General features: G+C 64.8%; 26 protein-coding genes and 2 pseudogenes. 18 read left to right on the forward strand and 10 right to left on the reverse strand.

Annotated elements, in window-relative coordinates:
- The gene (locus ACJH6H_RS03625; protein WP_267323507.1) at positions 1 to 858 is read left to right on the forward strand and encodes an SDR family oxidoreductase; all 858 of its coding nucleotides are present in this window, start codon (positions 1 to 3) and stop codon (positions 856 to 858) included.
- Between the two features lie 19 nt (positions 859 to 877).
- Here the strand turns inward: ACJH6H_RS03625 and ACJH6H_RS03630 are convergent.
- Positions 878 to 1,867 (reverse strand): annotated as a pseudogene (locus tag ACJH6H_RS03630) (AAA family ATPase); the annotation flags it as partial.
- A 191-nt stretch (positions 1,868 to 2,058) separates the two neighbouring features.
- Between ACJH6H_RS03630 and xerC the strand changes: the two are divergent.
- From xerC to ACJH6H_RS03665, 7 genes are all read left to right on the forward strand, one after another.
- Complete coding sequence (xerC, locus tag ACJH6H_RS03635; protein ID WP_406774234.1) at positions 2,059 to 3,390, forward strand: tyrosine recombinase XerC; 1,332 nt, start codon at positions 2,059 to 2,061, stop codon at positions 3,388 to 3,390.
- Between the two features lie 3 nt (positions 3,391 to 3,393).
- Positions 3,394 to 5,214, forward strand: a complete 1,821-nt coding sequence (locus ACJH6H_RS03640; RefSeq protein ID WP_406774235.1) for a hypothetical protein — start codon at positions 3,394 to 3,396, stop codon at positions 5,212 to 5,214.
- Entirely contained in the window at positions 5,211 to 7,349 is a 2,139-nt protein-coding gene (locus tag ACJH6H_RS03645; protein ID WP_406774236.1) for a hypothetical protein, read from the forward strand. The genes ACJH6H_RS03640 and ACJH6H_RS03645 overlap by 4 nt, the downstream gene beginning before the upstream one ends.
- Entirely contained in the window at positions 7,346 to 7,762 is a 417-nt protein-coding gene (locus ACJH6H_RS03650) for a hypothetical protein (protein ID WP_406774237.1), read from the forward strand. The genes ACJH6H_RS03645 and ACJH6H_RS03650 overlap by 4 nt, the downstream gene beginning before the upstream one ends.
- A gap of 116 nt (positions 7,763 to 7,878) precedes the next feature.
- Positions 7,879 to 9,054 carry an adenine-specific methyltransferase EcoRI family protein gene (locus tag ACJH6H_RS03655; protein WP_406774238.1) on the forward strand — a complete coding sequence of 392 codons (1,176 nt, stop codon included), beginning with the start codon at positions 7,879 to 7,881 and terminating at the stop codon, positions 9,052 to 9,054.
- Complete coding sequence (locus tag ACJH6H_RS03660; RefSeq protein WP_406774239.1) at positions 9,051 to 10,217, forward strand: HNH endonuclease family protein; 1,167 nt, start codon at positions 9,051 to 9,053, stop codon at positions 10,215 to 10,217. The genes ACJH6H_RS03655 and ACJH6H_RS03660 overlap by 4 nt, the downstream gene beginning before the upstream one ends.
- A 28-nt stretch (positions 10,218 to 10,245) precedes the next feature.
- On the forward strand, positions 10,246 to 11,361 hold the full coding sequence (locus ACJH6H_RS03665; RefSeq protein ID WP_406774240.1) for a three-Cys-motif partner protein TcmP: 1,116 nt from the start codon (positions 10,246 to 10,248) through the stop codon (positions 11,359 to 11,361).
- 6 nt (positions 11,362 to 11,367) lie between these two features.
- Here ACJH6H_RS03665 and ACJH6H_RS03670 read toward each other — a convergent pair whose 3' ends face one another.
- From ACJH6H_RS03670 to ACJH6H_RS03685, 4 genes are all read right to left on the reverse strand, one after another.
- Complete coding sequence (locus tag ACJH6H_RS03670) at positions 11,368 to 12,114, reverse strand: DUF5131 family protein (RefSeq protein WP_406774241.1); 747 nt, start codon at positions 12,112 to 12,114, stop codon at positions 11,368 to 11,370.
- A 393-nt stretch (positions 12,115 to 12,507) separates the two neighbouring features.
- Entirely contained in the window at positions 12,508 to 13,848 is a 1,341-nt protein-coding gene (locus ACJH6H_RS03675; RefSeq protein ID WP_406774242.1) for a ThiF family adenylyltransferase, read from the reverse strand.
- The gene (locus tag ACJH6H_RS03680; protein WP_406774243.1) at positions 13,830 to 14,219 is read right to left on the reverse strand and encodes a hypothetical protein; all 390 of its coding nucleotides are present in this window, start codon (positions 14,217 to 14,219) and stop codon (positions 13,830 to 13,832) included. The genes ACJH6H_RS03675 and ACJH6H_RS03680 overlap by 19 nt, the downstream gene beginning before the upstream one ends.
- Positions 14,216 to 14,491 carry a hypothetical protein gene (locus ACJH6H_RS03685; protein ID WP_406774244.1) on the reverse strand — a complete coding sequence of 92 codons (276 nt, stop codon included), beginning with the start codon at positions 14,489 to 14,491 and terminating at the stop codon, positions 14,216 to 14,218. The genes ACJH6H_RS03680 and ACJH6H_RS03685 overlap by 4 nt, the downstream gene beginning before the upstream one ends.
- A 104-nt stretch (positions 14,492 to 14,595) precedes the next feature.
- Here ACJH6H_RS03685 and ACJH6H_RS03690 point away from each other — a divergent pair, with 104 nt between their 5' ends.
- Together ACJH6H_RS03690 and ACJH6H_RS03695 are read left to right on the forward strand one after the other, a co-directional pair.
- Positions 14,596 to 14,973: a helix-turn-helix domain-containing protein gene (locus tag ACJH6H_RS03690; RefSeq protein WP_406774245.1), complete on the forward strand. Its 378-nt coding sequence runs from the start codon at positions 14,596 to 14,598 to the stop codon at positions 14,971 to 14,973.
- Positions 14,970 to 15,560: an ImmA/IrrE family metallo-endopeptidase gene (locus ACJH6H_RS03695; protein ID WP_406774246.1), complete on the forward strand. Its 591-nt coding sequence runs from the start codon at positions 14,970 to 14,972 to the stop codon at positions 15,558 to 15,560. Before ACJH6H_RS03690 ends, ACJH6H_RS03695 begins: the two co-directional genes overlap by 4 nt.
- 503 nt (positions 15,561 to 16,063) lie before the next feature.
- On the opposite strand, the gene ACJH6H_RS03700 is transcribed toward ACJH6H_RS03695, so the two are convergent.
- Positions 16,064 to 16,705, reverse strand: a complete 642-nt coding sequence (locus tag ACJH6H_RS03700; RefSeq protein WP_406774259.1) for a PAS and ANTAR domain-containing protein — start codon at positions 16,703 to 16,705, stop codon at positions 16,064 to 16,066.
- Positions 16,706 to 17,062: 357 nt separating this feature from the next.
- Between ACJH6H_RS03700 and ACJH6H_RS03705 the strand changes: the two genes are divergently transcribed.
- Positions 17,063 to 17,278, forward strand: a complete 216-nt coding sequence (locus tag ACJH6H_RS03705) for a hypothetical protein (RefSeq protein ID WP_406774247.1) — start codon at positions 17,063 to 17,065, stop codon at positions 17,276 to 17,278.
- 396 nt (positions 17,279 to 17,674) lie between these two features.
- On the opposite strand, the pseudogene ACJH6H_RS03710 reads toward ACJH6H_RS03705, so the two are convergent.
- The 3 genes and pseudogenes from ACJH6H_RS03710 to ACJH6H_RS03720 all read right to left on the reverse strand — a co-directional run.
- A pseudogene (locus ACJH6H_RS03710) lies at positions 17,675 to 17,857 on the reverse strand (AAA family ATPase); the annotation flags it as partial.
- Entirely contained in the window at positions 17,857 to 18,885 is a 1,029-nt protein-coding gene (locus tag ACJH6H_RS03715) for a DNA polymerase IV (RefSeq protein ID WP_406774248.1), read from the reverse strand. The gene ACJH6H_RS03715 and the pseudogene ACJH6H_RS03710, both read right to left, overlap by 1 nt.
- A gap of 1 nt (position 18,886) precedes the next feature.
- Positions 18,887 to 19,477 (reverse strand): TetR/AcrR family transcriptional regulator, encoded by a 591-nt coding sequence (locus tag ACJH6H_RS03720; RefSeq protein ID WP_406774260.1) that lies wholly within the window; start codon positions 19,475 to 19,477, stop codon positions 18,887 to 18,889.
- Between the two features lie 148 nt (positions 19,478 to 19,625).
- On the opposite strand from ACJH6H_RS03720, the gene ACJH6H_RS03725 reads away from it, so the two are divergent.
- From ACJH6H_RS03725 to ACJH6H_RS03755, 7 genes are all read left to right on the forward strand, one after another.
- Positions 19,626 to 20,165: an NADPH-dependent FMN reductase gene (locus tag ACJH6H_RS03725; RefSeq protein WP_064860710.1), complete on the forward strand. Its 540-nt coding sequence runs from the start codon at positions 19,626 to 19,628 to the stop codon at positions 20,163 to 20,165.
- Positions 20,166 to 20,343: 178 nt separating this feature from the next.
- Positions 20,344 to 21,627, forward strand: coding sequence for a PucR family transcriptional regulator (locus ACJH6H_RS03730; RefSeq protein WP_406774249.1), 1,284 nt, complete (start codon positions 20,344 to 20,346; stop codon positions 21,625 to 21,627).
- 98 nt (positions 21,628 to 21,725) lie between these two features.
- A complete protein-coding gene (locus tag ACJH6H_RS03735) occupies positions 21,726 to 22,271 on the forward strand; it encodes an RNA polymerase sigma factor (protein WP_212813713.1) in 546 nt (181 codons plus the stop codon).
- Entirely contained in the window at positions 22,268 to 22,975 is a 708-nt protein-coding gene (locus ACJH6H_RS03740) for a Rieske (2Fe-2S) protein (protein WP_406774250.1), read from the forward strand. The genes ACJH6H_RS03735 and ACJH6H_RS03740 overlap by 4 nt, the downstream gene beginning before the upstream one ends.
- Before the next feature lie 199 nt (positions 22,976 to 23,174).
- Positions 23,175 to 23,507 (forward strand): cupredoxin family copper-binding protein, encoded by a 333-nt coding sequence (locus tag ACJH6H_RS03745; protein WP_374704303.1) that lies wholly within the window; start codon positions 23,175 to 23,177, stop codon positions 23,505 to 23,507.
- A complete protein-coding gene (locus ACJH6H_RS03750) occupies positions 23,504 to 24,433 on the forward strand; it encodes a metallophosphoesterase family protein (RefSeq protein WP_406774251.1) in 930 nt (309 codons plus the stop codon). Before ACJH6H_RS03745 ends, ACJH6H_RS03750 begins: the two co-directional genes overlap by 4 nt.
- Positions 24,430 to 24,795, forward strand: coding sequence for a hypothetical protein (locus ACJH6H_RS03755; protein ID WP_082762193.1), 366 nt, complete (start codon positions 24,430 to 24,432; stop codon positions 24,793 to 24,795). The genes ACJH6H_RS03750 and ACJH6H_RS03755 overlap by 4 nt, the downstream gene beginning before the upstream one ends.
- Before the next feature lie 151 nt (positions 24,796 to 24,946).
- Here ACJH6H_RS03755 and ACJH6H_RS03760 read toward each other — a convergent pair.
- A partial coding sequence (locus tag ACJH6H_RS03760) for a transposase (RefSeq protein ID WP_406774252.1) occupies positions 24,947 to 25,801 on the reverse strand: 855 nt, incomplete at its 5' end.

Genomic DNA, 25,801 nt, shown 5'->3' on the forward strand with positions numbered 1-25,801 from the left:
ATGACGCGGTGGAGCGGCTACGCAGGCAAGCGGTGTTTCGTGACGGGGGCGGCCAGCGGCATCGGCCGGGCGACCGCGCTCAAGCTGGCCCAGCAGGGCGCGGTCCTCTATCTGACCGATCGTGACGCCGCCGGGCTGGAACAGACCGTCGCCGACGCCAGGGCACTCGGCGGGGAGGTGGCCGAACACCGCGCGCTGGACATCTCCGACTACGACGCCGTCGCGGCTTTCGCCACCGACATCCACAGCCGGCACGAGGCCATGGATGTGGTGCTCAACATCGCCGGGATCTCGGCCTGGGGCACCGTCAGCACCCTGACCCATCAGCACTGGCGCTCGATGGTCGACGTCAACCTGATGGGGCCCATCCACGTCATCGAGACCATGGTCCCGCCCATGGTGGCCGCCGGCCGCGGTGGTCGGCTGGCCAATGTCTCGTCGGCCGCGGGCATCGTCGCGCTGCCGTGGCATGCCGCCTACAGTGCCAGCAAGTACGGCCTGCGCGGGGTCAGCGAGGTGCTGCGCTTCGACCTGGCACGGCATCGCATCGGGGTGTCGGTCGTGGTGCCGGGCGCGGTGAAAACGCCTCTGGTGCAGACGGTTCAGATCGCGGGCGTGGATCGCGACGATCCGCAGGTGCAGCGCTGGGTGGCCAGGTTCGCCGGACACGCGGTGTCGCCCGAACAGGCTGCGGACAAGCTGCTGTCCGGGGTGGCCAAGAACCGGTTCATGATCTACACGTCACCCGACATCCGGGCCCTGTACCTGTTCAAGCGGCTGGCGTGGTGGCCCTACAGCGTGTCGATGCGTCAGGTGAACGTGTTGTTCACGCGCGCCTTGCGGCCGAAGCGAGGCTGAACCCCAAAACTGCTGAGCTTCAGCGCTTTCCCCAGTCCCACGGCGGCGCGGTGAGCATGGTCTGGCCGTCGATCTGGGTTTCGCCCCACTGCTTGACCAGTTCGACTTCGCTCGCGTCGCACGCGGCCAGCCGCTCGCGCAGCCGTGCCGAGTGCGTGACGACGACGACCTGCGTCTTGCGTGCGGCAGCGGCGATCATGTCCGCGAGCGGGCCCACCAGGTCGGGATGCAGGGACGTCTCCGGCTCGTTGAGCACCATGAGCGCGGGCGGTTGCGGCGTCAGCAGGGCGGCGCCCCAGAGCAGGAATCGCAGTGTGCCGTCGGACAATTCGGCCGAGCGTAGCGGCCGGAGCATGCCGCGTTGGTGCAGCTGCAGTTCGAACAACCCGCCGTCGGCGCTCACCGATATCTCGGCGCCGTCGAATGCATCGGCGACCGCGCGCGGCAGATCGTCGAACCCGGCTTCGAGGATGGTCTGCACGGCGGCGGCCAGGTCGTTGCCGTCGTTGCTCAGCACCGGGGTGCGGGTGCCCACCTGGCGGCGGCGGGCCGGGGCGTCCCGGTCGACGCGGAAGCCGTCGTAGAAACGCCAGTCGCGCAATCGGTCCCGGACCGCGGCCAGTTCGGGCAGCGCTTCGGGGTTCGCGTACTCCGCGAGGACGCTGCGGTAGCTGGGCAGGGCGCGGGTCAGTTCGTCGAAACCGCGGCCCGAGTCGGATGCCACCTCGGCGTAGGTCCGGGTGCGACGGACCAGGGCGCTGCTGGGCCGGGGAGTAGGCCCGGCGAACACGGTCTCGCGTTTGATCTCGGGGTCCTGGCCGAACATCGAGTTGTGTCCGGGGTCCTGCGGCAGGCCGAGGTCGATGAAATAGCCGAAATCGGTTGCCGCGAAGCCGAGTTCGAGCGATACGGGCCGGGTCCGGCTGGTGCCCTCGGTGGTACCCGTCCGGCGCGCGCCGCTGGTGTTCTCCGGCCCGGCCCACAGCACCGACTGCAACCCGTCGTTCCGTAAATTGTCGGTGTGTTGTGGCAGGTTGTGTTGCTGTGAGGCGACACGACGACAGTCCGCGTTGGAGGTTCTGTTGGGCGCACCCGCCTAAACGATCTGGCCCGCTTCGCTCCGAGCTGCTGGCTGACTACCCGGACATAGCCGAGCGAGAGGCCAAACTCGGCATCCACCCGTACCAGCCGTTCCTTCTCATGGCCGATGGTCGGCCGGACATAGATGTCTTGGAATTCTTCAGGTCGGCCGCGTTCCAATCACTGTCAGCGGGATCGCAGGAGTCATATGCCCAAGACATCCAACTGTTTCTGTCGTTCCTCTCGGTCCAGGGCATCGACTGGCGAACGGCGACGTTCGAGCATCTGGCTGACTACGAGTACTGGCGCCGGCGTGACCAGCAAAACCCGGATCGTATTGGTGCAGCCAAGTTTTCACGTGAGCTGGCAGCGTTAAAGAAATTCTACGACTGGCAGCAGTGGCGCGGCACCGTGACGAGTTCGCTTGTGGCCCTGCGTAAATCGAGCTCAACCAGCGACTCGACTGAAGTGACCTTGCGGCCGAAAGCGGTCCGCTCAGTCCAGTTGAAGTGGCTCACACCCCGCGCGTACAGACGTTGGCGCGATGTCGGACTCGGCGGCTATCGCGGTGACGGGCGACGCGACCCGACCTGGCGAGGACGAAACGACGGTCGCAACCTGGCATTCGCCGAAGCGCTATGGTCAAGCGGGCTCCGCCTGCGCGAAGGTGGAACCCTGGTCCTCGGCGAGCTTCCCAGCGTCGACCAGCCGGTGCGCTACGCCAAAGCCAGGGTAGGCCAGGCGGTCGCCAAAGGCCGCGGCCGCGACTTCTGGATCAGTGCTACAGCGCTGAAAAGCATTGATAACTATGTGATTTCAACCCGAGCGGCGGCAGTTCACCGAGCCCAGACGGAAGGCCGCTACGACGCACTGACCGACATCAAGATCGTCGACCGGGTGGACAAGAACCGCCGCGTCCACTTCACCACCCGGACCGGAACCACAGGATCGGTCCCGCTGGACAGCCTCGACTGGCGGGATCGACTCAACTTCTACACCAACGCCGATCGCGGGCTCGAGCCCTGGATGCTCTGGCTCTCTGAAGCCGGGCTGCCACTGCCGTACCGCACATGGGAGGCCATCTTCGCCATGGCGAACGAGCGGTGTCGGACCCTTGGGGTAGACATCCATTGTCACCCGCACATGCTGCGCCATTCGTTCGCCTTGAGGATGTTGGTCACGCTGATCTACGCACACGAACGCAAGATGGGAATCACTCCTGCCGAGCGGCGCGAATATCGCCTAATCTTTGGTGACCCTTGGGTTTTGGTGCAGACATTACTCGGCCACGCAAATCTTGAAACAACCCGCGACTGCTATCTCGAACCGGTGTCCGGCCTGCAAGTGGACCTATTCCTCAACGACGAAACGGCCGAGGACGCCTCGATCACCGACTTCATCACCCACATCGCAGCGACGGCTTCCGGCATCGTCGACGCCGAGGAGCTCTGACAAGTGGCGCCACGCAGACCGGCAACACTACCTGCCAGCAGCTACTCCCGGCCCGCCCTGACCGACCCCGAGCTTCGGCAATTCAGCTTCACCGACGAGGCGGGCCGCACCAGGACATTCTCGTTCGAGAACGTCGACGGACCCGAGGGACTGATCGGCGATCTCGTCACCGCTCTGGCTGGCGGTGCTCAGCCGGGTGGGCGCTGGCGCACGATGGCGACCGTCGATGCGGCGGTGCGTGCCGCACGGCAGCTGGTGGCGTATCTGCAGACCGAGTTCCCCGAGGTTGGCTCGACGGCCGATATCGGCCCGGAGGTGTGGTGGGCGTGGCGCACCGCGAAAGAAAGCCAGGCACGGTGGCCGGGGCAGGTGAATGTTGTGCGCGCCCTGCTGTCGGAGTCGCCGCGACTTCCGGAGACCACGCGGAAGGCGATGCGGGCCAAAGCGGCCAAGCCTCGGAATCGCCTGCCGGAGAACGATTCTTACAGCCGTGACGAGTTCGACCGGATCCGCAGTGCCGCCAAACGCGAAGTGCGCCACGCCTTGCGCCGAATCCAGACCAACACCGAGAGTCTCCAACGGTTCCGCGAGGTTGGCGACGCCGGCGACGGCATCGTATTCAACGTCGCTGGGGTCCAGTGGGGCACCGGATCGCTGCTGGAGTACCTGTCGCTCAACGGAGAACTTCCATCCCCGTATCTTGCGTATCGGGCAGCGCACAAGGGGTGCTTCGACCTGACCGGTGTGCAGACTCCAGCACAGGCGCTGTTTCCCTCGATTCGGGAAATCTATTGCCTGATGATCCTTCTCGTATGTGAACGCGGCTTCAACATCTCGGTCATGAACAACCTGACAGCCACCTCGTTCAGAGCGTCGGACTCGGCCGACGAATCGCCGGTCTATACCGTCAACACCGACAAACCACGCAGAGGCGCGAAGCGCTACAGCGCCGAAATCCTCGCCGGCGAGGCCGGGAAGCTGTGGGAGACCGCCGTCGCCTTGACCGAGCCCTGCCGCGCAACACTCGCCGCACTGGGGACCCCGTCGGAAAAGTTACTCATCGCCCGCCGGTACAAGAACTTCCCCACCGTCGGACTATTCCGGCAGGAATGGTTAACGTCTGGCTTCGGCGATGACAACGTGCGCGTTGGCGACCTCCTCGCCGAAGACGGAACGCCGCAGCGGGTGAGCCTTCGACGGCTGCGGCTCTCCGAACAAGTGCTCAACCAACACGCACGGCAAAACAGCGAAGCCGTCAGCGAAGACACCTACCGGACCCCAGACCCGGTCACCGCAGAACGAGCGGCCGAAACGATCACCGACGGGCAGAGCGACGCCGTCGCCCACGCCAAGGCCACAGTCACGATCCGCTCGTTGACTATCGCCGAAGTGACCGCAGCCTGCACCGACCCCGATACAACCGCAATGAAACTCGGTATCCCCGTGCCGACACTGAAGTTGCTGCTGGCCGGAACCCTCGACACCGCCGCGACGGCGTGCACCGACTTTCTGAACAGCCCGTACGCCACCACAGCGGGCGAGCCTTGCCCGGCCTCATTCTTCGCCTGCTTTACCTGTACAAACGCCGTCGTCACCCCCGAGCATCTCCCGCGACTCGTGACGCTCCTCGATGCGCTGGACAATGTCGCCACTCTCGTTGCGCCAGCTCGATGGGAGGCCGACTACCAGGACCACTACGTGCGGCTGCAAGCGATCCTCGACGGGCACGCAACCACAGCCGAGATCGACGATGCTCGTCGCCACGTCACTGACAGTGACCGCGAAATCGTCACTGCGCTCATCGGAAGGAACCTGGACGCGTGAGCACCGCCGCACCCAACCTCTGGACACAGCTGGCGGGCATCATCGAACTCGCCGACGGCGATCCTGTCATCGCCGACCTCGACCGCGTTCCCGAAGCGCAGCGAGGAAGCCTTTGCACCGTTGGCGACAACCGCTGGGAACTCTCATCTCTGGTGCAGAAGCCCACGGTGACGGGACCCTCGAGCATCGTCTTTGACACCTTCCCACCACGTTATGTTGCGACAGCGAAGCGGTTGATCTGGGCGAGCATCAACAATCCGACACCGCTGGAGGACCTGAATCGCGCTGCCGCGGCACGCAGCCAGCTCGCACCCTCAACGGTATGCACCTTCGCGCAGATGCTGCGGAGATGGATGACATGGCTGGCAGACAACGACATTCACGAATTCTCGGCAGTCACCGAAGACACCTTCACCACATACGTCGACCACGTCAAACGATACGTTGGCTCACGAGACAACGTGGCGAACCTGCTGTTCGCCGTCACCCGCGCCTGGCTCTACGCCCCCTACCTTCCGGAGGCCGACCGGCTACCGCGCCCACCCTGGGAGAACGGCGAAATCGGGCGGACATCAATTATCGGCCCGGCGAGCAGTTCCGGTGAGAATAAAACAACCCCTGTACATCCCCAGACGATGGCCAGCCTCCTCGTCTGGGCACTGCGCTTCGTCATTGACTTCAGCGATGACATCCTCGCGGCGAAGGCACTCAAAGCAACACCTCCCGATGTCCCACCGAGTCTCCAGGCCCTGACGCCTTCCCAACGGTTCCGCGCGTATGCCGACAAGCGGCGTCAGGAGTCACAAACGGCGCCCGGGTGGGTCGCGCCCAGCCGGCCCCGCAAGCGTTCTTTGGCAAACGGATTTATCGGCTGGCAGCTCGGACTGTCACCCGAAGAAATCAAGTCGATCGGCTCCCAGTGCCTATCAGGCCTGAGCCCGACCGATGAGACGCACATGCCTATGCCCATTACAGGCTCCGTCGATGGAAAAGGCTGGACACCGGCGATCAACTTCTACGAGGTCGAGGAGCTGTGCCGCCACCTAGCGACCTCTGCGTTGGTTATTGTGGCCTACCTGACTGGGATGCGCGGCGAGGAGTGCCGAGCGTTGGAACACGGCTGCTGCCGAATCCTCACCGACCCCATAACAGGTCAACTTCAGTACCGCATTCACGGCAGAACCTTCAAAGGCGCACTGGATAAGTCGGGCAACACCATTCCCGCCGGCCTCGAGCGGGAACAGCCCTGGCTGGCAATCGCGCCCGTGGCGAAAGCCATCGCTGTGATGGAAGAGCTGAACCCCACGACCCAACTCCTGTTCCCGATCGACGCCTTTTCGCAATGGCCCTGCGGTGTCAACGAAGGCAAGGCCGTCCACACCAGCATGCTCAGCGACCGCATCCAAAACTTGATCGACTGGTGCAACCACGCTGCCGTGCGCCTCGACCGTCCCCACGAAGTGATCCCCGCCGACCCCGAGGACGCCGTGACCGTCAAGCGATTCAGACGAACCCTGGCATGGTTCATCTACCGCAAACCCGGCGGCCGCGTCGCCCTCGGGGTGCAATACGGACACCTACGCGGATACACCACCGACGGCTACGGATCACGCGTCGCCAGCGGCCTCAGGGACGTCTTCCCCATGGAAGAAGCACTCGCCCGAGCCGACTACCTCGAAGACGCCCACCAACGCCTCGAAGACGGTGAGCACGTCAGTGGCCCCGCCGCAGGCCGATACACCCAAGCCATCCATCTATTCGACCGGCAGTTCCGCGGCCGATACATGAGCAACAAACAGGCAGCCGCCCTACGCGCCAACCCCCAGCTGCGCATCTACGACAACCCGCAGCAGTTCGTCACCTGCTGCTACGACCAATCCAAAGCCCTGTGCCACCCAGACAGAGGAACCACGACCAAATACCTGCAATCACCCGACGTCTCACACTGCCAACCCGGCTGCGGCAACATCGCCCGCACCGACCAGAACATCGCCAACATCACCGAATCTATCGCTCGGTATCAGGACGAGATCGCCTCTCCCACAACGCCAATGCCGCTGCGGAACCGGCTCGAACAACGCGTGTCCGCGCTCCAAGCCATCGTCGATCAGCACGCGGGCACCGGGAAACCATGACGACCAGCCAAACCGATGAACATGTACGTCGCACGATCCGCGACGCCATGGACCGACTCATCGACGGCAAACCGCTGCACTCCGACGGCAAGCTCACCATCAAATCCCTCGCAGAGGAGGCCCGCGTCAAACGCTGGCTGCTCACCCACCGGCACACCGACCCGCAAGACGAATTCCGCGGCCGAATCGATGGCACAGACACGGAGCCGCCGATCCTGATGGCACTCCGCGACGAGAATGCCGATGCCAAGGAGCGCATCAAGAAGCTCACCGCCGACGTCACCGCACTCACCGCCACAATTCATCAACTCGAACGCATCATCCAGGTGTTGGCTCTGGAAAACGAGCAACTCCGGTCGGGCGCATCCGACGTCCGTAACGTCGTGCCGATGCGAATGGGCGACGGCCCGTAAGCACAGTCGCGTACGTCGGCCATGCTTACCGGCCTGGGTCGGAGCCCGCCGATAGGATTCCTCCCACAGACATGCCCCGCTGCCAGCGGTGCACGCCGGACTGAGCAGGGGAGAGTATGACGACGGCCGCGCATCGGACTTCGAGCCTCAACGCAGCCAAGGCAGGGAAGAACGACGAGTTCTATACCCAGTGGGTCGACATCGAGCGTGAGATGAACGCCTACCTTGAGTTCGACCCCGACGTCTTCAGAGACAAGATCGTCCTGTTGCCGTGCGACGACCCGGAATGGAGCAACTTCACCAAATTCTTCGCCCTCCACTTCGTCGATTTCGGCCTCAAGAAGCTGATCTCCACGTCCTATGCTCCTGACTGCAACCCGGCGCTGTTCTCGTACGAGCCCACACTCTTCGAGCTGGGCGACCCGAAGTTCGACGCGGCGAAGACTCACACCAACGGCAAGAAGTTCGTCCTCGAGCCCAAGGACATCAACGGCGACGGAAAGGTCGACATCGACGACCTCCAGTGGGAGTACCTCGATGGCGACGGAGACTTCCGCAGCGCCGAGGTGACGGCTCTGCGCGACGAGGCCGACATCGTCATCACCAACCCACCGTTCAGCCTGTTCCGCGAGTTCATGTCCTGGCTACACGATGGGGGCGTGAAGTTCTCGGTGATTGGCAACATGAACGCCGTCACGTACAACCAGGTGTTCCGCTCGGTCCAGGCGAACGAGATGTGGTACGGCTCAAGCATCAACAGCGGCGACCGCGAGTTCGGCATCCCGGACGACTACCCCATGACGGCCGTGGGCACCCGAGTCGATGAGAACGGCAAGAAGTACGTGCGCATCAAGGGCGTGCGCTGGTTCACGAACCTCGACCACGGACGCCGGCACGAGCCGCTGCAGTTGATGACGATGGATGACAACATCAGGTACTCCAAGCACAAGGACGTGCGCGGAACCGAGTACCAGAAGTACGACACCTTCGATGCCATCGAGGTTCCGTACACCGACGCGATCCCGAGCGACTACGACGGATTGATGGGTGTGCCGATCACCTTCCTCGACAAGTACAACCCCGACCAGTTCGAGATCCTCTTCAACGCCGAAGATATGGAGAAGACGGAGGAGTTCGGTGTCGAGCCGCTCGGGCAGAAGCGCGTCGATGACTACTACGCGGCAGGCGGCACGGCCAGCAACAGCAAGGGACGCCGGAAGCTGTTCCTCTACCACCCCAAGCCTCATGTGCCCTTCAAGCGCATCATCATCCGGCGGAAACACGCCCTATGAAGACCGAGCTGAAGCACTACACGGTCGAGGACATCCTTGAGGGCTTCGTCTACAACGAGCTCGAAGGCAAGGGCCTGTTCGGGCTCGACGGCAAGCTCGTCATCCAGCCGGAGTACCAGCGCAACTACATCTACAACGACGGCAAGCGCGACGTCGCGGTCATCGACTCGCTGCTCAAGGGGTACCCGCTCGGACTCATCTACTTCAACGTGGAGGGGGCCACGCTTGAGGTCCTCGACGGCCAGCAGCGAATCACCAGCGTCGGCCGATTCGTCACCGGCAAGTTCGCCATCAAGGTCGACGGCAAGGAGCAGACGTTCTCGTCGCTGCCGGTCAACCTCCAGCGCACGATCCTCGACACGAAGCTCGACATCTACGAGTGCGACGGCACCGAGGACGAGATCAAGGCCTGGTTCCAGACGATCAACATCGCCGGCGTTCCGCTGAACAAGCAGGAGCTGCTCAACTCGATCTACTCCGGCCCGTTCATCACCAAGGCCAAGGCGGAGTACAGCAACTCGAACAACGCGAACATGCAGAAGTGGCAGTCGTACGTCAATGGCGACCCGAAGCGGCAACAGGTGCTCGCGGAGGCACTGGACTGGGTCGCCTCCTCGCAGGATCTGAGCATCGACGCCTATCTCGCCCAGCATCGTCAGGACACCGACATCGCCCAGCTGAAAACCTACTTCACCTCGGTCATCGACTGGGTCGCCGGCGTCTTCATCCGGCCTCCGGACAAGGAGATGCGCGGTCTTGAGTGGGGGCGGCTCTACGAGGCGCATCACGGGACGTCCTACAGCGCGGCGAAGATCGAGGCCCGCGTCAATGAGCTGCGCGGTGACCCGGCGGTGCACAGCAGCAAGGGGATATACGAGTACCTGCTCGGTGGTGAGAAGAAGCCGCAACTGCTTGACATTCGCCTGTTCGAGGCCAAGGACAAGCGTGTGGCCTACGAGCAGCAGACGACGAAGGCCAAGGCCGACGGCGCGTCGAACTGCCCGCTGTGTGCGATCGGCGGGGACAGCAACAAGGACCGGATCTACAAGCTGAACGAGATGGACGCCGACCACGTGACCGCCTGGTCCAAGGGCGGCTCGACGAACCTGTCGAACCTGACCATGCTCTGCGTGCCCCACAACCGCGCCAAGGGCAACAGGTAGCGCTCACCAAAAGGACCAGGAGGCAACGATGCCGAGGGGTGACAGCCTGCCGACCGTGTGGAAACGGCCCCCGCACACCCAGGCGAAGCACGACATCCTGACGCGATACCTCGGCGCGTGGTTCGGCATCTTCGGGACGAGCAGGTACCACCAACGGGTCAACGTGCTGGACGGCTTCGCAGGCCCGGGCCGCTACGACGACAACGAGCCCGGCTCGCCGGTCCTGACCCTCAACACCCTGCTGGACCACCGGTCGTTCGCCGCTTTCGGTGACACCACGTTCAACTTCATCTTCAACGAATGGGACGACGAGAGGTTCGCGTCGCTGCAGGAGGTTCTGGCCGGCGTCAAGGCGAGCCGCACCCCGTGGCCGACGAACGTGCGCATCCACGAGCGCCACCTGAATTTCCAGGAATTGGCCCGTGAGCTGCTGGACTCCATCCCCGCGGGGAAGCAACTGGCACCGACGTTCGCGTTCGTAGACCCGTTCGGCTACAAGGACGTCCCGATGGCCCTGATCCGGGATCTGGTCAGCCACCAGTCGTGCGAGCTGTTCATCTACTTCGACTTCAACAGCGTCAACCGGTTCGCGAACGCCGGCATCGTCGACCCGCACTTCACGGCGCTCTTCGGCTGCGACGACTACAAGGACGCTCCCACCGACGCCGGCCGCGGGCAATTCATCCACGACCTGTACGAGCGGCAGCTGCGCCAGGAGTGCGACTTCGCCCACATCTGCAGCTTCGAGATGGTCAACAAGAGCGGTCACACCGGCAGCTACCTCTTCTTCTGCACGCGCGACGACCAGGCCTACGACAGGATGAAGGAGGCGATGTGGAAGCTCGCCCCCGGAGGCAACTACAAGTTCGACGACCGTCTCGCCGGCCAACCGGTTCTCTTCGAGGATGAGGCCAACACCGGACCGCTCCAGGACGAACTCGCGCAGCACTTCGGTGGCCGCACCGTTTCCGTGCAGGAAGTGATCCAGTACGTCGTCACGAAGACGCCGTTCCACAGCGGTCAGGTGAAGGTCAAGACCCTCAAGCCGATGCAGGCCGCCGGGCGCATCTCGTCGCCCAACCAGAAGAGGAAAGGCACCTTCCCGGACGGGACCCTCATCGAGTTCCCGGCCGCGCCCGAGTGAGCGCACCTAACCCGTTGCGGCAGTAGGCATTTCGTCCCACAGCTGGCCGTCAAGCTCGCGGCCGGCTGCCTTCGGGGTGCGGCCGCCCCACTGTTTGAAGAAGAACGGCACACCCTCGTCGCGGCAAGCGTCACGGATCCCGCGAGCCCACGATAGTTCCATCGGCCGGTATCGGGGGCCGGACTCGCCGCCGGCGATCACCCAGCCGATGCCGGTGAGGTCGATGCTGTCGAGCGGCCCAAGCAGCGGCTCGCAGGAGAGGAAACGCACTGCGGCGGGCACCTCACGGAGGTGGTCTACTCGGCTGAGAACGTCGGCGTTCTCGACCGATACGCCCATCCACAGGTTCTCGGGCCAGTCCAGTTTGTCCGCCACGCGGCGCAGGCGCAGACTCCGCTTGGTCAACACTTGGTACGTGTGTTGCGGGGTATCGCGGCACACTTCGAACACGTCACGGATGAAGGCGAGCGGCACCTTCGCGTGGAACAGGTCGCTCATCGAGTTCACGAACACGATCCGCGAGTTCTTCCACCGCAGCGGTTCCCCGAGCGCCTGCGGGTGCACCGCCACGCCGAAGCCGGGGCCGGAGGTTCGGGGGTCGCCATCCTGCTGGTACTTCTCCGAGCCCATCGCCTTGAGGCGCTTGGCCAGCGTCATCGCGTAGCAGTGGTCACAACCGGCGGAGACGCGATCACAACCGGTAACAGGGTTCCAGGTGACCTCGGTCCATTCGATCGCACTGTTAGTGGCCAACGACATCACCCCCGGGTTCTTCGAAGAGCGTATCGGCCGTCGCACAGCGACGAGCCTGAAACGCCGCTCGCCTCGCGAGCCACACTCGAAGTAGCGGCTGCAGGGAAATCGCATTGCTTGGCATGCTAAGGGTTAGGGGCGAGCGCCGAAGGATAACTCGAACCACGCGTCGCGCTGCCGATGTCCGGCGGAACGGCGCAGGGACGATCGTCCTACTGCAAGCGAAAGATGTTTCGCACCTGGTGTTTTCATCAACTGCGAAGACCGTCGGCCTGACGAAGCGTCGGCTTGGTGAACGGGTGCTGTCCCGCCCCGGGACAACTTCAGTGCTTGACCGCGATTCGCGGAGGTTCTCTGCGCCCGGACTGGAACTCCAGGCGTCGCAGGTACTGACTAACACCTCACGTCTCCGCAGTATCCGCACGCCGGATCACGACGGGGTGTATGTAGTTGGCGGTCACCCTCGCGAGGGAACAGCACCGTATAGGCGGGGTCACCTTCCTCGTCGAGCAGCCCGGTCATTCCCATCATGAATCCATTGACTGCTTCGGCCACCGCGAGTGCGTTCAATGCGATGACACTCGGTGCAGGTAGCTCGTCGACGTACCGTGCGGCAGGGCGGGCCGTCTCCGGCGCAAGGTCGAGCGCGAGCTTGGTCGGATCGATCAGCTGGTTGCACCACAGACAGCCGTTCCCCGGGATGAGCGGACGGTTAGCGACGTGGATGCGACCGACTGTCCCGTCATCGCTGACTGGAACTTTGACACCGACTTGAACACCCGGGATGAGACGCTGCTCAATGACCTGGTTCACGAAATGGCGTGCAGAGTGCGAGTCAGCAGCAAGGAATATGAAGTCGCACCCTTGCAGTGCGGCTTGCGCGTCCGGTCGTTGCACTTCCCTGACGAATTCATCAACGGTGACACCGGGATTGGCGCGACGAGCGCTGTGCGCTGCAATGGTCGTCTTTGCCACGCCGACGTCGTTGGGCTCGGCGCCGACGAGACGCGGAAGATTGTCGTCACTGGCCAGGTCGCCGTCGATGAGGACCAGGTGCCCGACACCGAGGCGGGAAATGAATTCATTGATCATGCTTCCGGCTCCGCCGAGACCGACGATCCCAACCCTGAGCGCACTGAGCACCTGTTGGCCGATATCGCCGAACACGCGCACTTGACGGTCCCAACGGCCGCCAGCAGACGATGCCAGAGCTGGCGTCGGACGCAGCCTTAGTACGGTTCGTCCGGCGACGATGAGTTCCGCCAAGTCCGCACGGCCACCGTCAGGGAGCCAGATGTCACCAGCTGCTGCACCGTCGGCCAGTACGAGCCCGATCACCGGGCGGTCGATTAGCTGAACCAGTGCCGGGTAACCACGCTCGTGGCTGGCTAGGTCGATGCTGGAGAATCGGACTCGTCCGAAACCTCCGTGGTTGTGGACCGCGACGTAGGCCCATCCGTTTGCGTGCGCACGCATCGCACAGTCGCGGACGAATTCAGGTCTCAGCGCATGGAATCCGGTCGTTCCACGGACGTAGTCGACCCCGTCAATCGCTGGAATGACCTGCCGGACCAGTAGGCGTGCCCCGCGTGGCCCTTCGGTTGGTTCGGCGAGCAGAACGGCTCCGTGCGCGCCGTCATCGGGAAGCAAATGTGTTGTCAGTACTGCCCAATCTCTGGAGCGGAATGTGAGGCTCCACCCGTCACTGGGTGGGTTTATTGGCACCGCAGCCACGCCATCACCTTCATCGCTTTCAGCGCGGCCGTGTCCACGGACGCGCTCCATTGACTTGATCGGCGCGACAACTGCAACGCCGGCCGATCCCGCCAGCTGACTTCCTGGATCGCTTCACCGTGCGAGTGCCCGTCACGGCGACGCAGACGTCCCACGTAGTGGGGGTATACATCGCTGGCTGGGTACGCCGAGTTGATGTGGAAGCCCAGCCAGGTGACATCTTCAACGAACGGTGCGCCTACCGGTACGTCATCGACGACGACGAACCCGCCACCGTCGCCGTCTGGCGTGACTGTGACGGTGTGGCCCGGAAACTGGTGACGAACTCCAGCCACACCGACGGCAGTCGCCTCCGACAACTCGAAGTTCACGAGTTGTCGTCCCCCGCAACGGCGGTGAACTCCATGTTCGGGTGGACGTTCACTACGTCGGCGTCGCCGATGTTGACGTATCGGTTCCCCTGCTTGACCGCGAGCGGGAAGTCCTGCTGGATGACGACTCCCGCGCGGATCGCGTCGGCCTTGATCTGGGCTCCGGTGCGGGGGCCGCGCGGGAGCTGGATGCTCTGGTTGTTGAACAGTACGGGGACCAAGCGGTCCTTGCTGTGTGCTTCCTCAGCAGCTTGTGCGGCGACGCTGGTCATGGCGACCTCCAAGTGGTATACGTACGACACGGCGTTTGAATTTTCGAACGCTACAGTTCGAGACTAGCAACACTGTTCGATTTGTCAAACACACCTGGAGACCGATGGCGTCCACCTCCGTCGACGTAGCGAGCCTGCACGCCGCCCTCGACGCAGCACGAAACAGCAAACAGTTGTCGTGGAGGCAGCTCGCCGGAGTCCTCGACCTCAGTCCGTCGACGCTGTCTCGTCTGGCTAACGGCCACACTCCAGACACCGCTGCATTTGCCAGCATGGTGACCTGGCTCAATATCCCCGCCGAGCGGTTTATTCAGGCTGAACAATCCGAGGTCGATCGCGAGGAACCCGACTTGGTTGCGACTCTCGCGCCACTTCTCCGCGCACGAAAAGATCTGCAGCCGGAGGACGTTGAACACCTCGAGCAGCTCATCGGTTCCGCAGTCCGCCGCTTCCATAACGAGAGGTCAAGCAGGCAAGGATGACCTTTCGCTGGACCCAGAAGGCGATGGCCGAGCTTGCCCGTGAAGAACGTACTGCGCTCGGCCTCGGCTTGATGGATCCGCTTGACCCCTACAAGCTCGCGGAAACGTACGGCATCCAGATCTATTCGATCTCCGAGCTCGCAGCGAACGATTGCCCTATCGCCACCATCGAACACTTCCGAACCAACGGTTCGAAGAGGTGGTCCGCTGCGCTCATAGCGGTCGGCACCGGGCGTCTCATTATCGAGAATGACAGCCATCAGGTGGTTCGACGACGGTCCAGCATCGCGCACGAGATGAGTCACCACCTTCTCGAACACGCATTCCCGGAGGGACTACTCGGTGACGACCATGCCCGCCTCTATAGCGAAAAAGTCGAGAGGGAAGCCCTCTACCTGTCTGGCGAACTCCTAGCCCCCACCGAAGCGTGCAAGAGGCTCGCGTTCCGAGAGCTCGACAACGCCGCCGTCGCCGAACTGTTCAACGTGAGCGCACAGTTCGCGCAGATGCAAATGAAGGGCCCGCGCAGCTACGCCAAGCGGGCGCTCGCGAAGCAGGCGAGAGAACGGCAAAACGGCGGCCGCTGATGCGGAGCGGGGCACCCGTACCGGAAAGAATCGATCCTGAAGTTTCCGTGCTCCCTTGACTGGGCCGCCCGCGGGGGTGGGCACGCTCAGCCCGCTTATCGGTAGCTAATCCATTTTTGCGCTGCGTATATGTGCGCTGATCAGCTCTTATTGTGTGGAGTACATGTGCTCCATGAGCATGTCGCTTGCGCCGACTGCTTTGGTGGGCGAATTTCGCCGCATGAACCTACAAACAGCAGTTGTGCAGTCGAAATTTGGTCGAAATCGGTTGGCTACCAAATCTTCTCCGACGCCACCACCGTGCCGTAACGTAACTCATGCCGGTGGATTGGGAAGGGTTGCTTCCGCGCCTCCATCGTCAGGCGACTGACGGCCGCAACCACGGTGCTAAGCAGCAGCATCGGCTCGAAAGTCGCCGCTCCAACCGCGCCGGCCTGGCACTGCTGCTGCACCCACGTGCTGCTGCGCAGAACGCATGCCGATAGCTCTGCCCTCTGGGCCAGTCAGGGCAAGGACTTCATGTCATCGTCTGGCTCATTGACCAACAACAGGTGATCAATCAGCGCCAGCAGGTCGGTGGGAAACTCCGCATCGGCCAACGCTTCCAACAAGTGCGCCGCCACCTTTTTGAGCTTGACGCCCGTCGTCTGCGAGCGCCACCGCAAAAACTCGAACGCCCGATCAGCATCGACACCGTAGGCCGCCATCAGCACGCCCTTGGCCTGATCGATCACCGCACGCGACTCGGCCACCGATTGCACCTCCGCCGAAACATCAGCCTGCACAGCGGCGGTCACATCGATGTAGTAGCCCTGGGTCCCGATGATCTGACCGCCCTGGTCAACCAGGTGATCGCTGACCACCACAACCCAATGTGTCTTGCCACGGGTGTCGATGATCCGGTGCCGACTACTGAACAAGCCACCCTGCTGCACGCGGCCCAGCAAGTCCGCCACAGAAGCCCGATCATCGGGATGCTTATGGCTCAGCAACAACTCGGTGGAAGGCTGCACCTGCCCCGGCTTATAGCCGTGCATGCGCGCCAAATCATCGGACCACACCCACCGCTGATCGGCCAGGAAAAACTTGAACCGACCGGTGACCTGGATATCGCCGCCGGCGGTAACCGCAGCGACCGCCCACAGCCGACATCGGCGCCGCCACCCGAAGAACCCACAGGCATCTCAGACACAGCACACCACCGTCATCGGTGCCGGACCATGGAGGCCGCGGCTGCCCGACAACACACTCAGCGCATCACATTTGGGCTTCACGGCGTACATATCGTCACACGAAAGTCAGCTCGGCGCGTTCCAACAAACCCTTCCTACCACCGTGGACGCACCGCTGCGCCTGCTTAACCAAATCCCATGCTGTTAGCTGACATTGACCCTTGACCCACCCCTCACCCGGCGAAATCGCCAATCGGTCCCGTCGGCGCAGATAACCAACAATGCGATCGTCTGGCCAGTGCGCAAGGGGGGCTGCTGAGCGTTGGCGTCGTGACGTTACGAGGCGCTGTCGAGCTGTTCGACTTCAGCCGCCCGACGCCGGTCATCGGCCGCCGCGGCGCGGTCAACGACAGCAGCACGACGGTGATCATCGGCGGCAACGTGATGCGCCACTTCGCGAGGGCCGCCGCAGTGAGCATTCTCGTGAGCCCACGCGGCACGCTCGTGGGCACGGGCGGCCGCTTCATGGCGTTCAGCCGAACGTAGATACGCCTCCAGCGCCCACTGCCGCGACTGCAACGCTCGCCGCTGGCCAAGCTCAAGGTCCTCGGCGGTGAGCACACCACCAGTGACCAGCCGCCGACGTAAACCGGCGAGCTCGTCGGCCCGATCAGCGGCTCGGGCAGCCCGCGACGACGGCATGAAGCTGACACTAGGCCGACACAGCGATACCGCAAGGGGGGACTCAGACACCATCGAGTACAGCCCTACAGATAACACTGGCCTTCACGACCCTGACCGCAAGAAACCCAACCATCAGCGACAGTCGAGTACACCCCTCACCGACCTACAGATAACCGCGATGGGCTCAGCAACATGCCGAGTGCACCGGATTCGGGTGGGTCACAACGCTGGCTGCAACACGCCGAAACCATGTACGGAACCGCCCTCGCGGGCCAGTGATCCGATGACCTCGCCGCGTCCGCAGTCGGCCAGCAGCCCCAGTGCCCGGTACACCGAGGACTTGCCGGTGCCGTTGGCTCCGGTCACGACGGTCAGCTCCGACAGTGGCAGGACGATCTCGCGCAGCGACCGGTAGCCCCGGATGGCGATGGTGGTGAGCACTACTGCGGCATCTCCAGTTCCAGCCGCACCCCGAGCAGCCGCACCGGCCGGTCCAGTTCGAAGTCGTGCAGCAGGTCGATCGCGGTCCGGGTGATGGTCTCCAGATCCGTACCGGCCGCAGGCAGCTTGCGAATCTTGGTGCGGGTGAAGAACGTTCTGGTGCGCAGGGTCACCGCGACTCGGGTGACGACACGGCCCTGCTCGACGATCTCATCGAGGGTCCGCCGGGCCAGCTCGCTGACCGCGGCGTCCATCTCGGTGACGTCGGTGAGGTCCTCCGGGAACGTCACCACATGGCTGCGCGAGCGCGGCACCCACGGTTCGGCCGTCACGTTGCTGTCGCCGCCGCCCTTGGCGAGCAACAGGATCCACAACCCGGTGGTCGGGCCGAACGTCGACGTGAGCAGCTCGGCGTCGGTGCGGGCCAACTCCGCGACGGTGGTGATGTCCAGCTCGGCGAGCTTCTTCGCGGTCTTGGGACCCACGCCCCAGAGCGCGTCGACCGGCCGGTCACCCATGACCGTCATCCAGTTCGCGGCGGTGAGTGCGAAGACCCCGGCCGGCTTGCCGAATCCGGTGGCGACCTTGGCACGCTGCTTGTTGTCGCTGATGCCGACGCTGCACGACAGGCCGGTCTCGGCGGCGATCACGGCGCGAATCTTCTCGGCCAGCTCGAACGGATCATCCACGGCCGCACCGACATACGCCTCGTCCCAGCCCCACACCTCGACCGGATGGCCGAGGTCGCGCAGCAGGCCCATCACCTGTTCGGAGGCTTCGTCGTAGGCGGGTGCGTCCGAGGGCAGGAAGACGGCCTCCGGGCATTTGCGGGCGGCGGTGCGCAGCGGCATCCCGGCGTGGACGCCGAATTCCCTTGCCTCATAGGAAGCGCACGTGACCACCTTGCGGGGCTCGGTGGGGTCACCGCTGCCGCCGACGATGACGGGCAGGCCGACCAGCTCAGGGTGCCGGCGCAATTCGACGGACGCCAGGAACTGATCGAGGTCGACGTGCAGTACCCAGGTCATCTCAGGTCCCGCAAAGCTTGCGCGCCACGCTTTCCCACGCATCGCCCTGCGCCTGCAGGCTGTGACCCAGATCGTCGAGCTGGTGGCTGATGTAGTCGGCGTCGAGAAGGGCCAGCAGGGCATCGGTCTGGGCGTCGAGGTCTCCCGTGGTGCCGGCGGTGTGCAGCAGCATCCGGACGTGGGTGCGGTGGACGGCGGCCGCGGCCCCGAATCGGCTCTGCGGATCACGCCCGGCGTCGGACAGTAGGGCGCGGTGCTGCCAGGCGAACTGAAGCCGGTCGCGGCCGTAGGCGAGCAGTCGTTCCAGCGGCGGTGCGCCGGGGCCCAGCGGAGGTGGGCCGAACATCATGGCGTTCTGCTCGACCTGCTCGTCCTCGTCGAGGAGTACGAGCATGAGGCCGGCGCGGCTGCCGAACCGGCGGAACAGGGTGCCCTTGCCGACGCCGGCCTCGGCCGCGATGTCGTCCATGGTGACGGCGTCGGAGCCGCGCGCGGCGATGAGCCGGCGGGCCGCGTCGAGAAGCAGGAGCCGGTTGCGCGCAGCATCGCCGCGCTCGACCGGCGCAGCCGGACTCATCGGCAGACCCGCCATGGGCAGGTTCGTGGGCCGCAGTTGCGCCACCCCGTCGCTCATGAAAAAACTTTAACTCAGGCGGAATGAATCGGACCGCAGTCCGGTTGACTCATGCGAGGATCGGTTCGCCGGAACCGTCCACAGAGACAAAGCTAGGGGAAAGAAAATGGCAGATACCAAGGTCCTGGTCCTGGTCGGCAGCCTCCGCGCGGCCTCGCTCAATCGCCAGCTCGCCGAGGTGGCGGTCGAATCTGCGCCTGATGGCGTGACGGTACGTGTCGCGGACGGGCTGGCCGACCTGCCGTTCTACAACGAAGACATCGACAACGACTCGGTTGCCGAGGCGGTCGTCGCGCTGCGCCAGATCGCGGGCGACGCGGACGCGATCCTGGCTGTGACCCCGGAGTACAACGGCACCATTCCCGCCGTCTTGAAGAACGCGATCGACTGGCTGTCGCGCCCGTACGGCTCCGGCGCCGTCGCCGGCAAGCCGCTGGCGGTCATCGGGACCGCGCTCGGCCAGTACGGCGGGGTGTGGGCACATGACGAGAGCCGCAAGTCGTTCGGCATCGCCGGTGCCGACGTCGTCGACGTCAAGCTGTCCCTGCCGGCATCGGCGTTCGACGGCAAGCATCCCCGCGAGGCCGCCGAGGTCGTCGAGGGCGTGCGTGGCGTGGTCGCCAAGCTGGCCGCCGAGGTCGGCTGAACACACCTCGCGTGGGCTTCAGGGCCGCCGGTACCCGCGAACGGGGTACCGGCGGCCTTTTGCTGTGTGCCGGCTGAGCGGCGCCGCGACGAAATCTCCGGTAGCTGTCGTCCTTTGGGGACAAACGGACCGACGACGAACTACGGTTTGGGGGTGGCCGGGAAAACAGGCAGTTAACGTGGCCGGTGGCGCAGACCGCACCGGCGCGGGTGACGCGTTGACGCAGGCGGTGGCCGGAATCGGCACGCGGTTGGACGCTCGGCTCACCGACATCACGCGCTCGATCTCCGAGCTGCTGGTGTCCGATATCGCCGAGCTGCGCGGTGAAGAGCAACTTCAGCAGATCCTGGCCGATTCGGTTGCCGCGAACGTCGATGCGTTCTTCGCCGCGGCGCGGCATGGAATCTCGATCGACCTCCTGCATGCCCCCGCGGCCGCGATCGAACACGCGCGGCGGCTGGCGCAGCGCGACATCTCCGCCAATGTGCTCGTCCGGTCGTACCGGCTCGGCCATCAGGCGGTACTGAAAGAGGTCCTGGAGGAGGTCCGGACCGCGGACTTCGACCCGCAGCTGGCGTTGGACGTCTTCGACGTGATGTCGACGATCTCGTTCAACTACATCGACAGGATCTCCCAAGAGGTCGTCGAGGTGTACCAACAGGCTCGCGAGAGTTGGCTGGAGAACCGGAACAGCGTACGCATCACGGAGATTCGCGAACTGCTGGCCGGCGGCGACGTCGACATCGACGCCGCGACGGTGGCGATCCGTTATCCGTTGCAGCGCACCCATCTCGCGGTGGTGCTGTGGTGCGACGACTCCGAGGACCGGCTGGCCGAGATGGAGCGGCTGATCCAGCAGTTCGCCGCGTCGATCGGCGCGGCGGACTCGCCGCTTTTCGTCTCGGTCGACCGTGCCACGGCATGGGCCTGGGTCGCAGTGCCCGCGGCAGTGATCGCGGAGGCGGTGACATGGCTGGGGAGTCTGGTGCCGGCCGACGGGCCGTACGTCGCCGCCGGCACTCCGCAGTCCGGCGTCGCCGGCTTCCGGCTGTCGCACCGGCAGGCCGAAGATGCCCGCGCCGTCGCGGTGGCGTCGGGCCCGCAGCGGCGCCGGTTCACCGCGTTCGGCCACCGTGGCATCGCACTCGCGGCACTGCTGGGGTCGAATGTCGACGCGCTGTCGGCGTGGGCCACGGAAGTGCTTGGCCCGCTGGCCTGTTCGACCGACGGCGACCAGCGCCTCCGGGAGACGCTGCAGGCCTTCCTCAAGGCGGGCGGCAGCAACAAGGCCGCGGCCGAGGAACTGCACCTGCACACGAACTCGGTGAAATACCGGGTGCAGCGGGCGATCGAACGCCGGGGCCGGCCCATCGAGGACGACCGGCTCGACGTCGAGGTGGCGCTGCTGCTGTGCAGTCTGTTCGGTGACCGGCTGCTGGACCCGGTGGACGACGGCGGGTGACGGTGTTGCCCGTGGCAGCCCGATGTAACCCCGGCGGCTATCTACTTGTCGAAGTGGTCCCGCGGTGTGCCGGGCCGCACCGATGAGACGGGGCCAATGTGTCTGCACAGCGTGATCCTGTGCACCGACCCCCGCTGCGCGTGGTCTCGTCGGATTCCCGGTATCCCGACTGGGAATCCGTCTACCAGGACAACGCGACGTGGGTGTACCGCACGATTTACGCGCGGGTCGGCAATCAGGCCGACGCCGAGGACCTCACAGCCGAGGTGTTTCTCGCCGCGCTGCGGCCGTTGCGGCTGACGGCGAGTGCTGCCGAGGTGCGGGCCTATCTGCGCAGTACCGCGCGCACGGTGCTCGCCGCGCACTGGCGCGAGACGATGGGGCGGGAGATCACGGTGATCGACCTGGACATCGAGGCGCCGCCGGAAGCCGAGGAGTCCATCAGTACCGCGCCGGACCGCGTCGCCGCGGTGTTGGACGCCCTGCCGGACAACTATCGACGCATACTGGAGCTGCGATTTCTCCAGACCAAGTCGATCAAGGAGTCCGCAGCGGAGCTCGGCGTCAGCGTTGCCAACGCAAAGGTGTTGCAACACCGGGCATTACGGCTGGCGGCACAGATCAACGAGAAGGGCGAGCCATGAACGCGCGGGGGTTGCGCCGGTACCTCGACGATCTGCTGCGCGGCCGCAAGCCGGCGCGGTTCACGCCCGACGACTTCGACGCGGCGCAGATGCGGACGGCGATCGACCTACAGGCGGCCCGGCCCGGCGCCGACGAGCCGCGTCCGGAGTTCCTCGCCGATCTGCACGCCAGACTCGCCGCACAGTTCGACGGCGACGACGCGGCGGCGCCGAAGCCGGGTTGGCTGCGCGCCAACCGACGGCAGGTGATCGTCGGGACATCGGCGGCCGCCAGTGCCGCGGTGGCCGCGGTCGCCGTCGACCGGGCTTTGGTGGGCCGCAGTGGGTCTGGCAAGCAGGACACCGCGAGCCAGGAGTTGGTTCCGTCGGCGGGGACGTGGCAGAAGGTCGCCGACAGCGCCGAGGTGTCGGAGGGTGCGGTGCATCCGTTCGACCTGGGCTCGGTCGTGGGGTTCGTGCGCAGGGTCGACGGGAACGTGCAGGGCATCTCGGGTGTCTGCACGCATCAGGGCTGCCGGCTCTGGTTCGACGGGCCGGACGACAGGTTGCGCTGCCCGTGCCATTCCACGTCGTTCGCCACGGACGGTCACGTCCTGACCCATCAGTTGCCGATTGCGCCAAAACCCTTGCCGAAGTTCGAGGTTCGGGAGGTGGGCGGCGTGATCGAGGTTTTCGCGCCGACGCCGCCGAGCCAGCCGGCCTGAGGCGGTGTAACCCGCCGCCGTATCTGTTGGTGAGGGTGCGCAGGCGCGCCCGTACCCGACGACTACGGAGGTTCCCGTCGTGTCGCGACGATCCCTGGTGGCGCTCTCCGGCGCAGTCCTGTTCCTGTCCGCATGCACCTCGACCGTTCCACAAAGCTCAACTGCAACCGCGGTTTTCAGTTCCGGCGTCACGCCTGGCATGTCGGGCTCCGGGTCCGGACCCGCGATGGGCTCGATGACGATGGCCCCGCCCGAACCGGGCCACCAGGCGCCGATGCCGGCCGGCCCGAACGCCGTCAACATCGACAACTTCGCGTTCGCGCCCGACACGCTGACGGTGCCGGCCGGAACGACCGTGACGTGGACCAACCACGACGAAGACCCACACAACGTCGTCGCCGAAGGCGGTCAGTTCCGCTCTCCGACAATGGGTTCCGGCGCCACCTTCAGCTACGTGTTCGCAGCGCCCGGCACCTACACGTACGTCTGCGGCATTCACCCCTTCATGCACGGGACGGTGGTCGTCAAATGAGTGACTCGCAAGGCGACCCGCAGCAGATGAACCGCCGCCAACTGCTCCGGCACACGGCGTGGTTCGGCGCCGCCGTGGGGCTGTCGGTGGTCGGCGGGGAAGTGCTGTCGCACGTCGCGGGCAGCTCGTCGGCCCCGGCGCAGCCGACGCTGCGCTTCGCGCAGGTCAGTGACAGCCACATCGGTTTCACCGGGGCTGCCAACACCGACGTCGCCGGCTCGTTCACCCATGCCATCGACACCATCAACAACCTCGGCTACACGCCGGATTTCGTCATCCACACGGGCGATCTGACGCATCTGGCCACGCCGGAACAATTCGACCAGGTCCGGCAGATGATGACCGGACTGCGCACCCCGCACGTGTTCACCGTTCCGGGAGAACATGATTCGGCCGACGACGCCGGCGCCAAGTACCGCCAGGCTTTCGGCGCGGGCACCCGCGGCGACGGCTGGTACAGCTTCGATATCGCCGGCGTACATGTCATCGCATTGGTGAACACACTGAACCTGAAGAAACTCGGCCACCTCGGCGTCGATCAACTCGAGTTCGTGGAGAAGGACGTCGCCGCGCTGTCGAGCGATACCCCGATCGTCGTGTTCAGCCACATCCCGTTGTTCGCGATGTATCCCGACTGGGGCTGGGGGACCGACGACTCCGCGCAGGCCGTGAGTTACCTGAAGCGGTTCGCCTCGGTCACCTGCCTCAACGGCCATGTGCACCAGGTATTTTCGAAGACCGAGGGCAACATCACGTTCCACAGCGGCACCACGACCGCCTACCCGCTGCCGCATCCCGGCGATGGTCCGGCACCGAAACCGCTGACGTTGCCGGCCGGCAAGCTGCACGACGCGCTCGGTATCCGTGAGGTCAGCTACCAGACCGGTCAGCACACGCTCGCGCTCAAGGAACGGACCCTGCTGTGACTCTTGTCTACCGTCTGGTGCTCGCGGCGGCCATGGTTGTCAGCGGCGGTGTGCACGCCTACCTCTATGTGCACGGGTACCGACACATCCCGACGATCGGCACCGGCTTCCTGGTGCAGGCAGCGGTGTTCTGTGCCGTCGGCGCGCTGCTGGCGGTGGGTGCGCCGCGGTGGTTCGGATGGGCCTCGGGAGTGCTGTCGCCGGGGGCATTGGCGGCGTTCGCGCTGTCGCGAACCGTCGGCCTGTTCGGATTCGTGGAGACGGGCGCCGAGCCGGTACCGTATGCAGTCCTCAGTGTGGTCGCCGAAGCGGTGGCCGTACTGGCGGCGGGGGTGTGGGCGGTACGCGCCACGCGGGGGTGATGGTCGCATCTGTCACGTCCGTCACGCGTGTACCACAGCAGTGATGCCCGTCGCGTGGAAATCGGCGTAGCTGGCCACTTCCGCCAGGCCGAGCCCGGCGCGTCGCGAGCGGCGCGTCGCCGCAACTTGATGCTCCTATTTCTGTTAATAGTCAAGCGGCGTGGTTGAGCTGGGTGTTTAACCATTGGCGGTAGGTAGCGGCGAGGGTGTCGTCGCGTTTGAGGCCGCGTTCGAGGCGGGAGATGTCGTTGGGCCATACGCCGAAGTGGTCGGCGACGGCGGTGAGAGTGATGTTTGTGGCTCGACGAGCCGGGCGGAGGTCGCTGTAGTCGTCGATCGGGCTGGGTGCGGTGAGGTGTTTGAACATCTCGCGGGCGATAGCGCGTTTGAGCATCCGCAGGATCTCTTTTTTGGACCGGCCGGCGGCGGTCTGGCGGGTGACGTAGTCGCGGGTGCGTTGGTCGTGGGCCATGCGGACCAGGGCGATGCGGTACAGGGCGTTGTTGGCGGCGCGGTCGCCGCCGCGGGAGAGTCGGTGGCGGCTGGTTTTCCCGGACGAGGCCGGGATGGGAGCGACACCGGTGAGCATCGCAAAGGAGGCTTCGCTGCGGAGCCGTTGGGGGTTGGTGCCGGCGGTGATGATCAGTTGAGCGGCGGTGTCCGGGCCGACGCCGTAGGCGGCCCGGAGTGCAGGATTGAATGCAGCAGTGAGGGTGTCGAGCTCAGCAGTGATTTCGTCGGCCTGATCTTGCAGGAAGGTGACGCGGCGGGCCAGTGTTTTGCAGGCCGTCAGTACTGAGACCGTGACGGGATCGTTGTGTGTAGCGGGTCGGCATCTGGACAGCGCGGCCACGAGCGTCAGCGTGGTGGTGTAGCCGCGGTAGCGCTCGCGTATCTCGGCGGGAGCGGTGACGAGGAGGTCCTTGATCTGTGGTTCCCCCGAGATCGTGGAGGGTTCCTTATGCCGCTTCCGGCGTGATGTTGGATTCCCTGATCTCGTAGTTGA

The organism is Mycobacterium sp. SMC-21 (assembly GCF_045310825.1).
Lineage (GTDB): Bacteria > Actinomycetota > Actinomycetes > Mycobacteriales > Mycobacteriaceae > Mycobacterium.

Coding starts and splice junctions, on each gene's coding strand:
- ACJH6H_RS03625 (WP_267323507.1), top strand. CDS start 1: ATGACGCGGTGGAGCGGCTACGCAGGCAAGCGGTGTTTCGTGACGGGG.
- xerC (WP_406774234.1), top strand. CDS start 2,059: ATGGCCGATGGTCGGCCGGACATAGATGTCTTGGAATTCTTCAGGTCG.
- ACJH6H_RS03650 (WP_406774237.1), top strand. CDS start 7,346: ATGACGACCAGCCAAACCGATGAACATGTACGTCGCACGATCCGCGAC.
- ACJH6H_RS03655 (WP_406774238.1), top strand. CDS start 7,879: ATGACGACGGCCGCGCATCGGACTTCGAGCCTCAACGCAGCCAAGGCA.
- ACJH6H_RS03660 (WP_406774239.1), top strand. CDS start 9,051: ATGAAGACCGAGCTGAAGCACTACACGGTCGAGGACATCCTTGAGGGC.
- ACJH6H_RS03665 (WP_406774240.1), top strand. CDS start 10,246: ATGCCGAGGGGTGACAGCCTGCCGACCGTGTGGAAACGGCCCCCGCAC.
- ACJH6H_RS03685 (WP_406774244.1), bottom strand. CDS start 14,491: ATGACCAGCGTCGCCGCACAAGCTGCTGAGGAAGCACACAGCAAGGAC.
- ACJH6H_RS03690 (WP_406774245.1), top strand. CDS start 14,596: ATGGCGTCCACCTCCGTCGACGTAGCGAGCCTGCACGCCGCCCTCGAC.
- ACJH6H_RS03695 (WP_406774246.1), top strand. CDS start 14,970: ATGACCTTTCGCTGGACCCAGAAGGCGATGGCCGAGCTTGCCCGTGAA.
- ACJH6H_RS03715 (WP_406774248.1), bottom strand. CDS start 18,885: ATGACCTGGGTACTGCACGTCGACCTCGATCAGTTCCTGGCGTCCGTC.
- ACJH6H_RS03720 (WP_406774260.1), bottom strand. CDS start 19,477: ATGGCGGGTCTGCCGATGAGTCCGGCTGCGCCGGTCGAGCGCGGCGAT.
- ACJH6H_RS03725 (WP_064860710.1), top strand. CDS start 19,626: ATGGCAGATACCAAGGTCCTGGTCCTGGTCGGCAGCCTCCGCGCGGCC.
- ACJH6H_RS03740 (WP_406774250.1), top strand. CDS start 22,268: ATGAACGCGCGGGGGTTGCGCCGGTACCTCGACGATCTGCTGCGCGGC.
- ACJH6H_RS03745 (WP_374704303.1), top strand. CDS start 23,175: ATGTCGGGCTCCGGGTCCGGACCCGCGATGGGCTCGATGACGATGGCC.
- ACJH6H_RS03750 (WP_406774251.1), top strand. CDS start 23,504: ATGAGTGACTCGCAAGGCGACCCGCAGCAGATGAACCGCCGCCAACTG.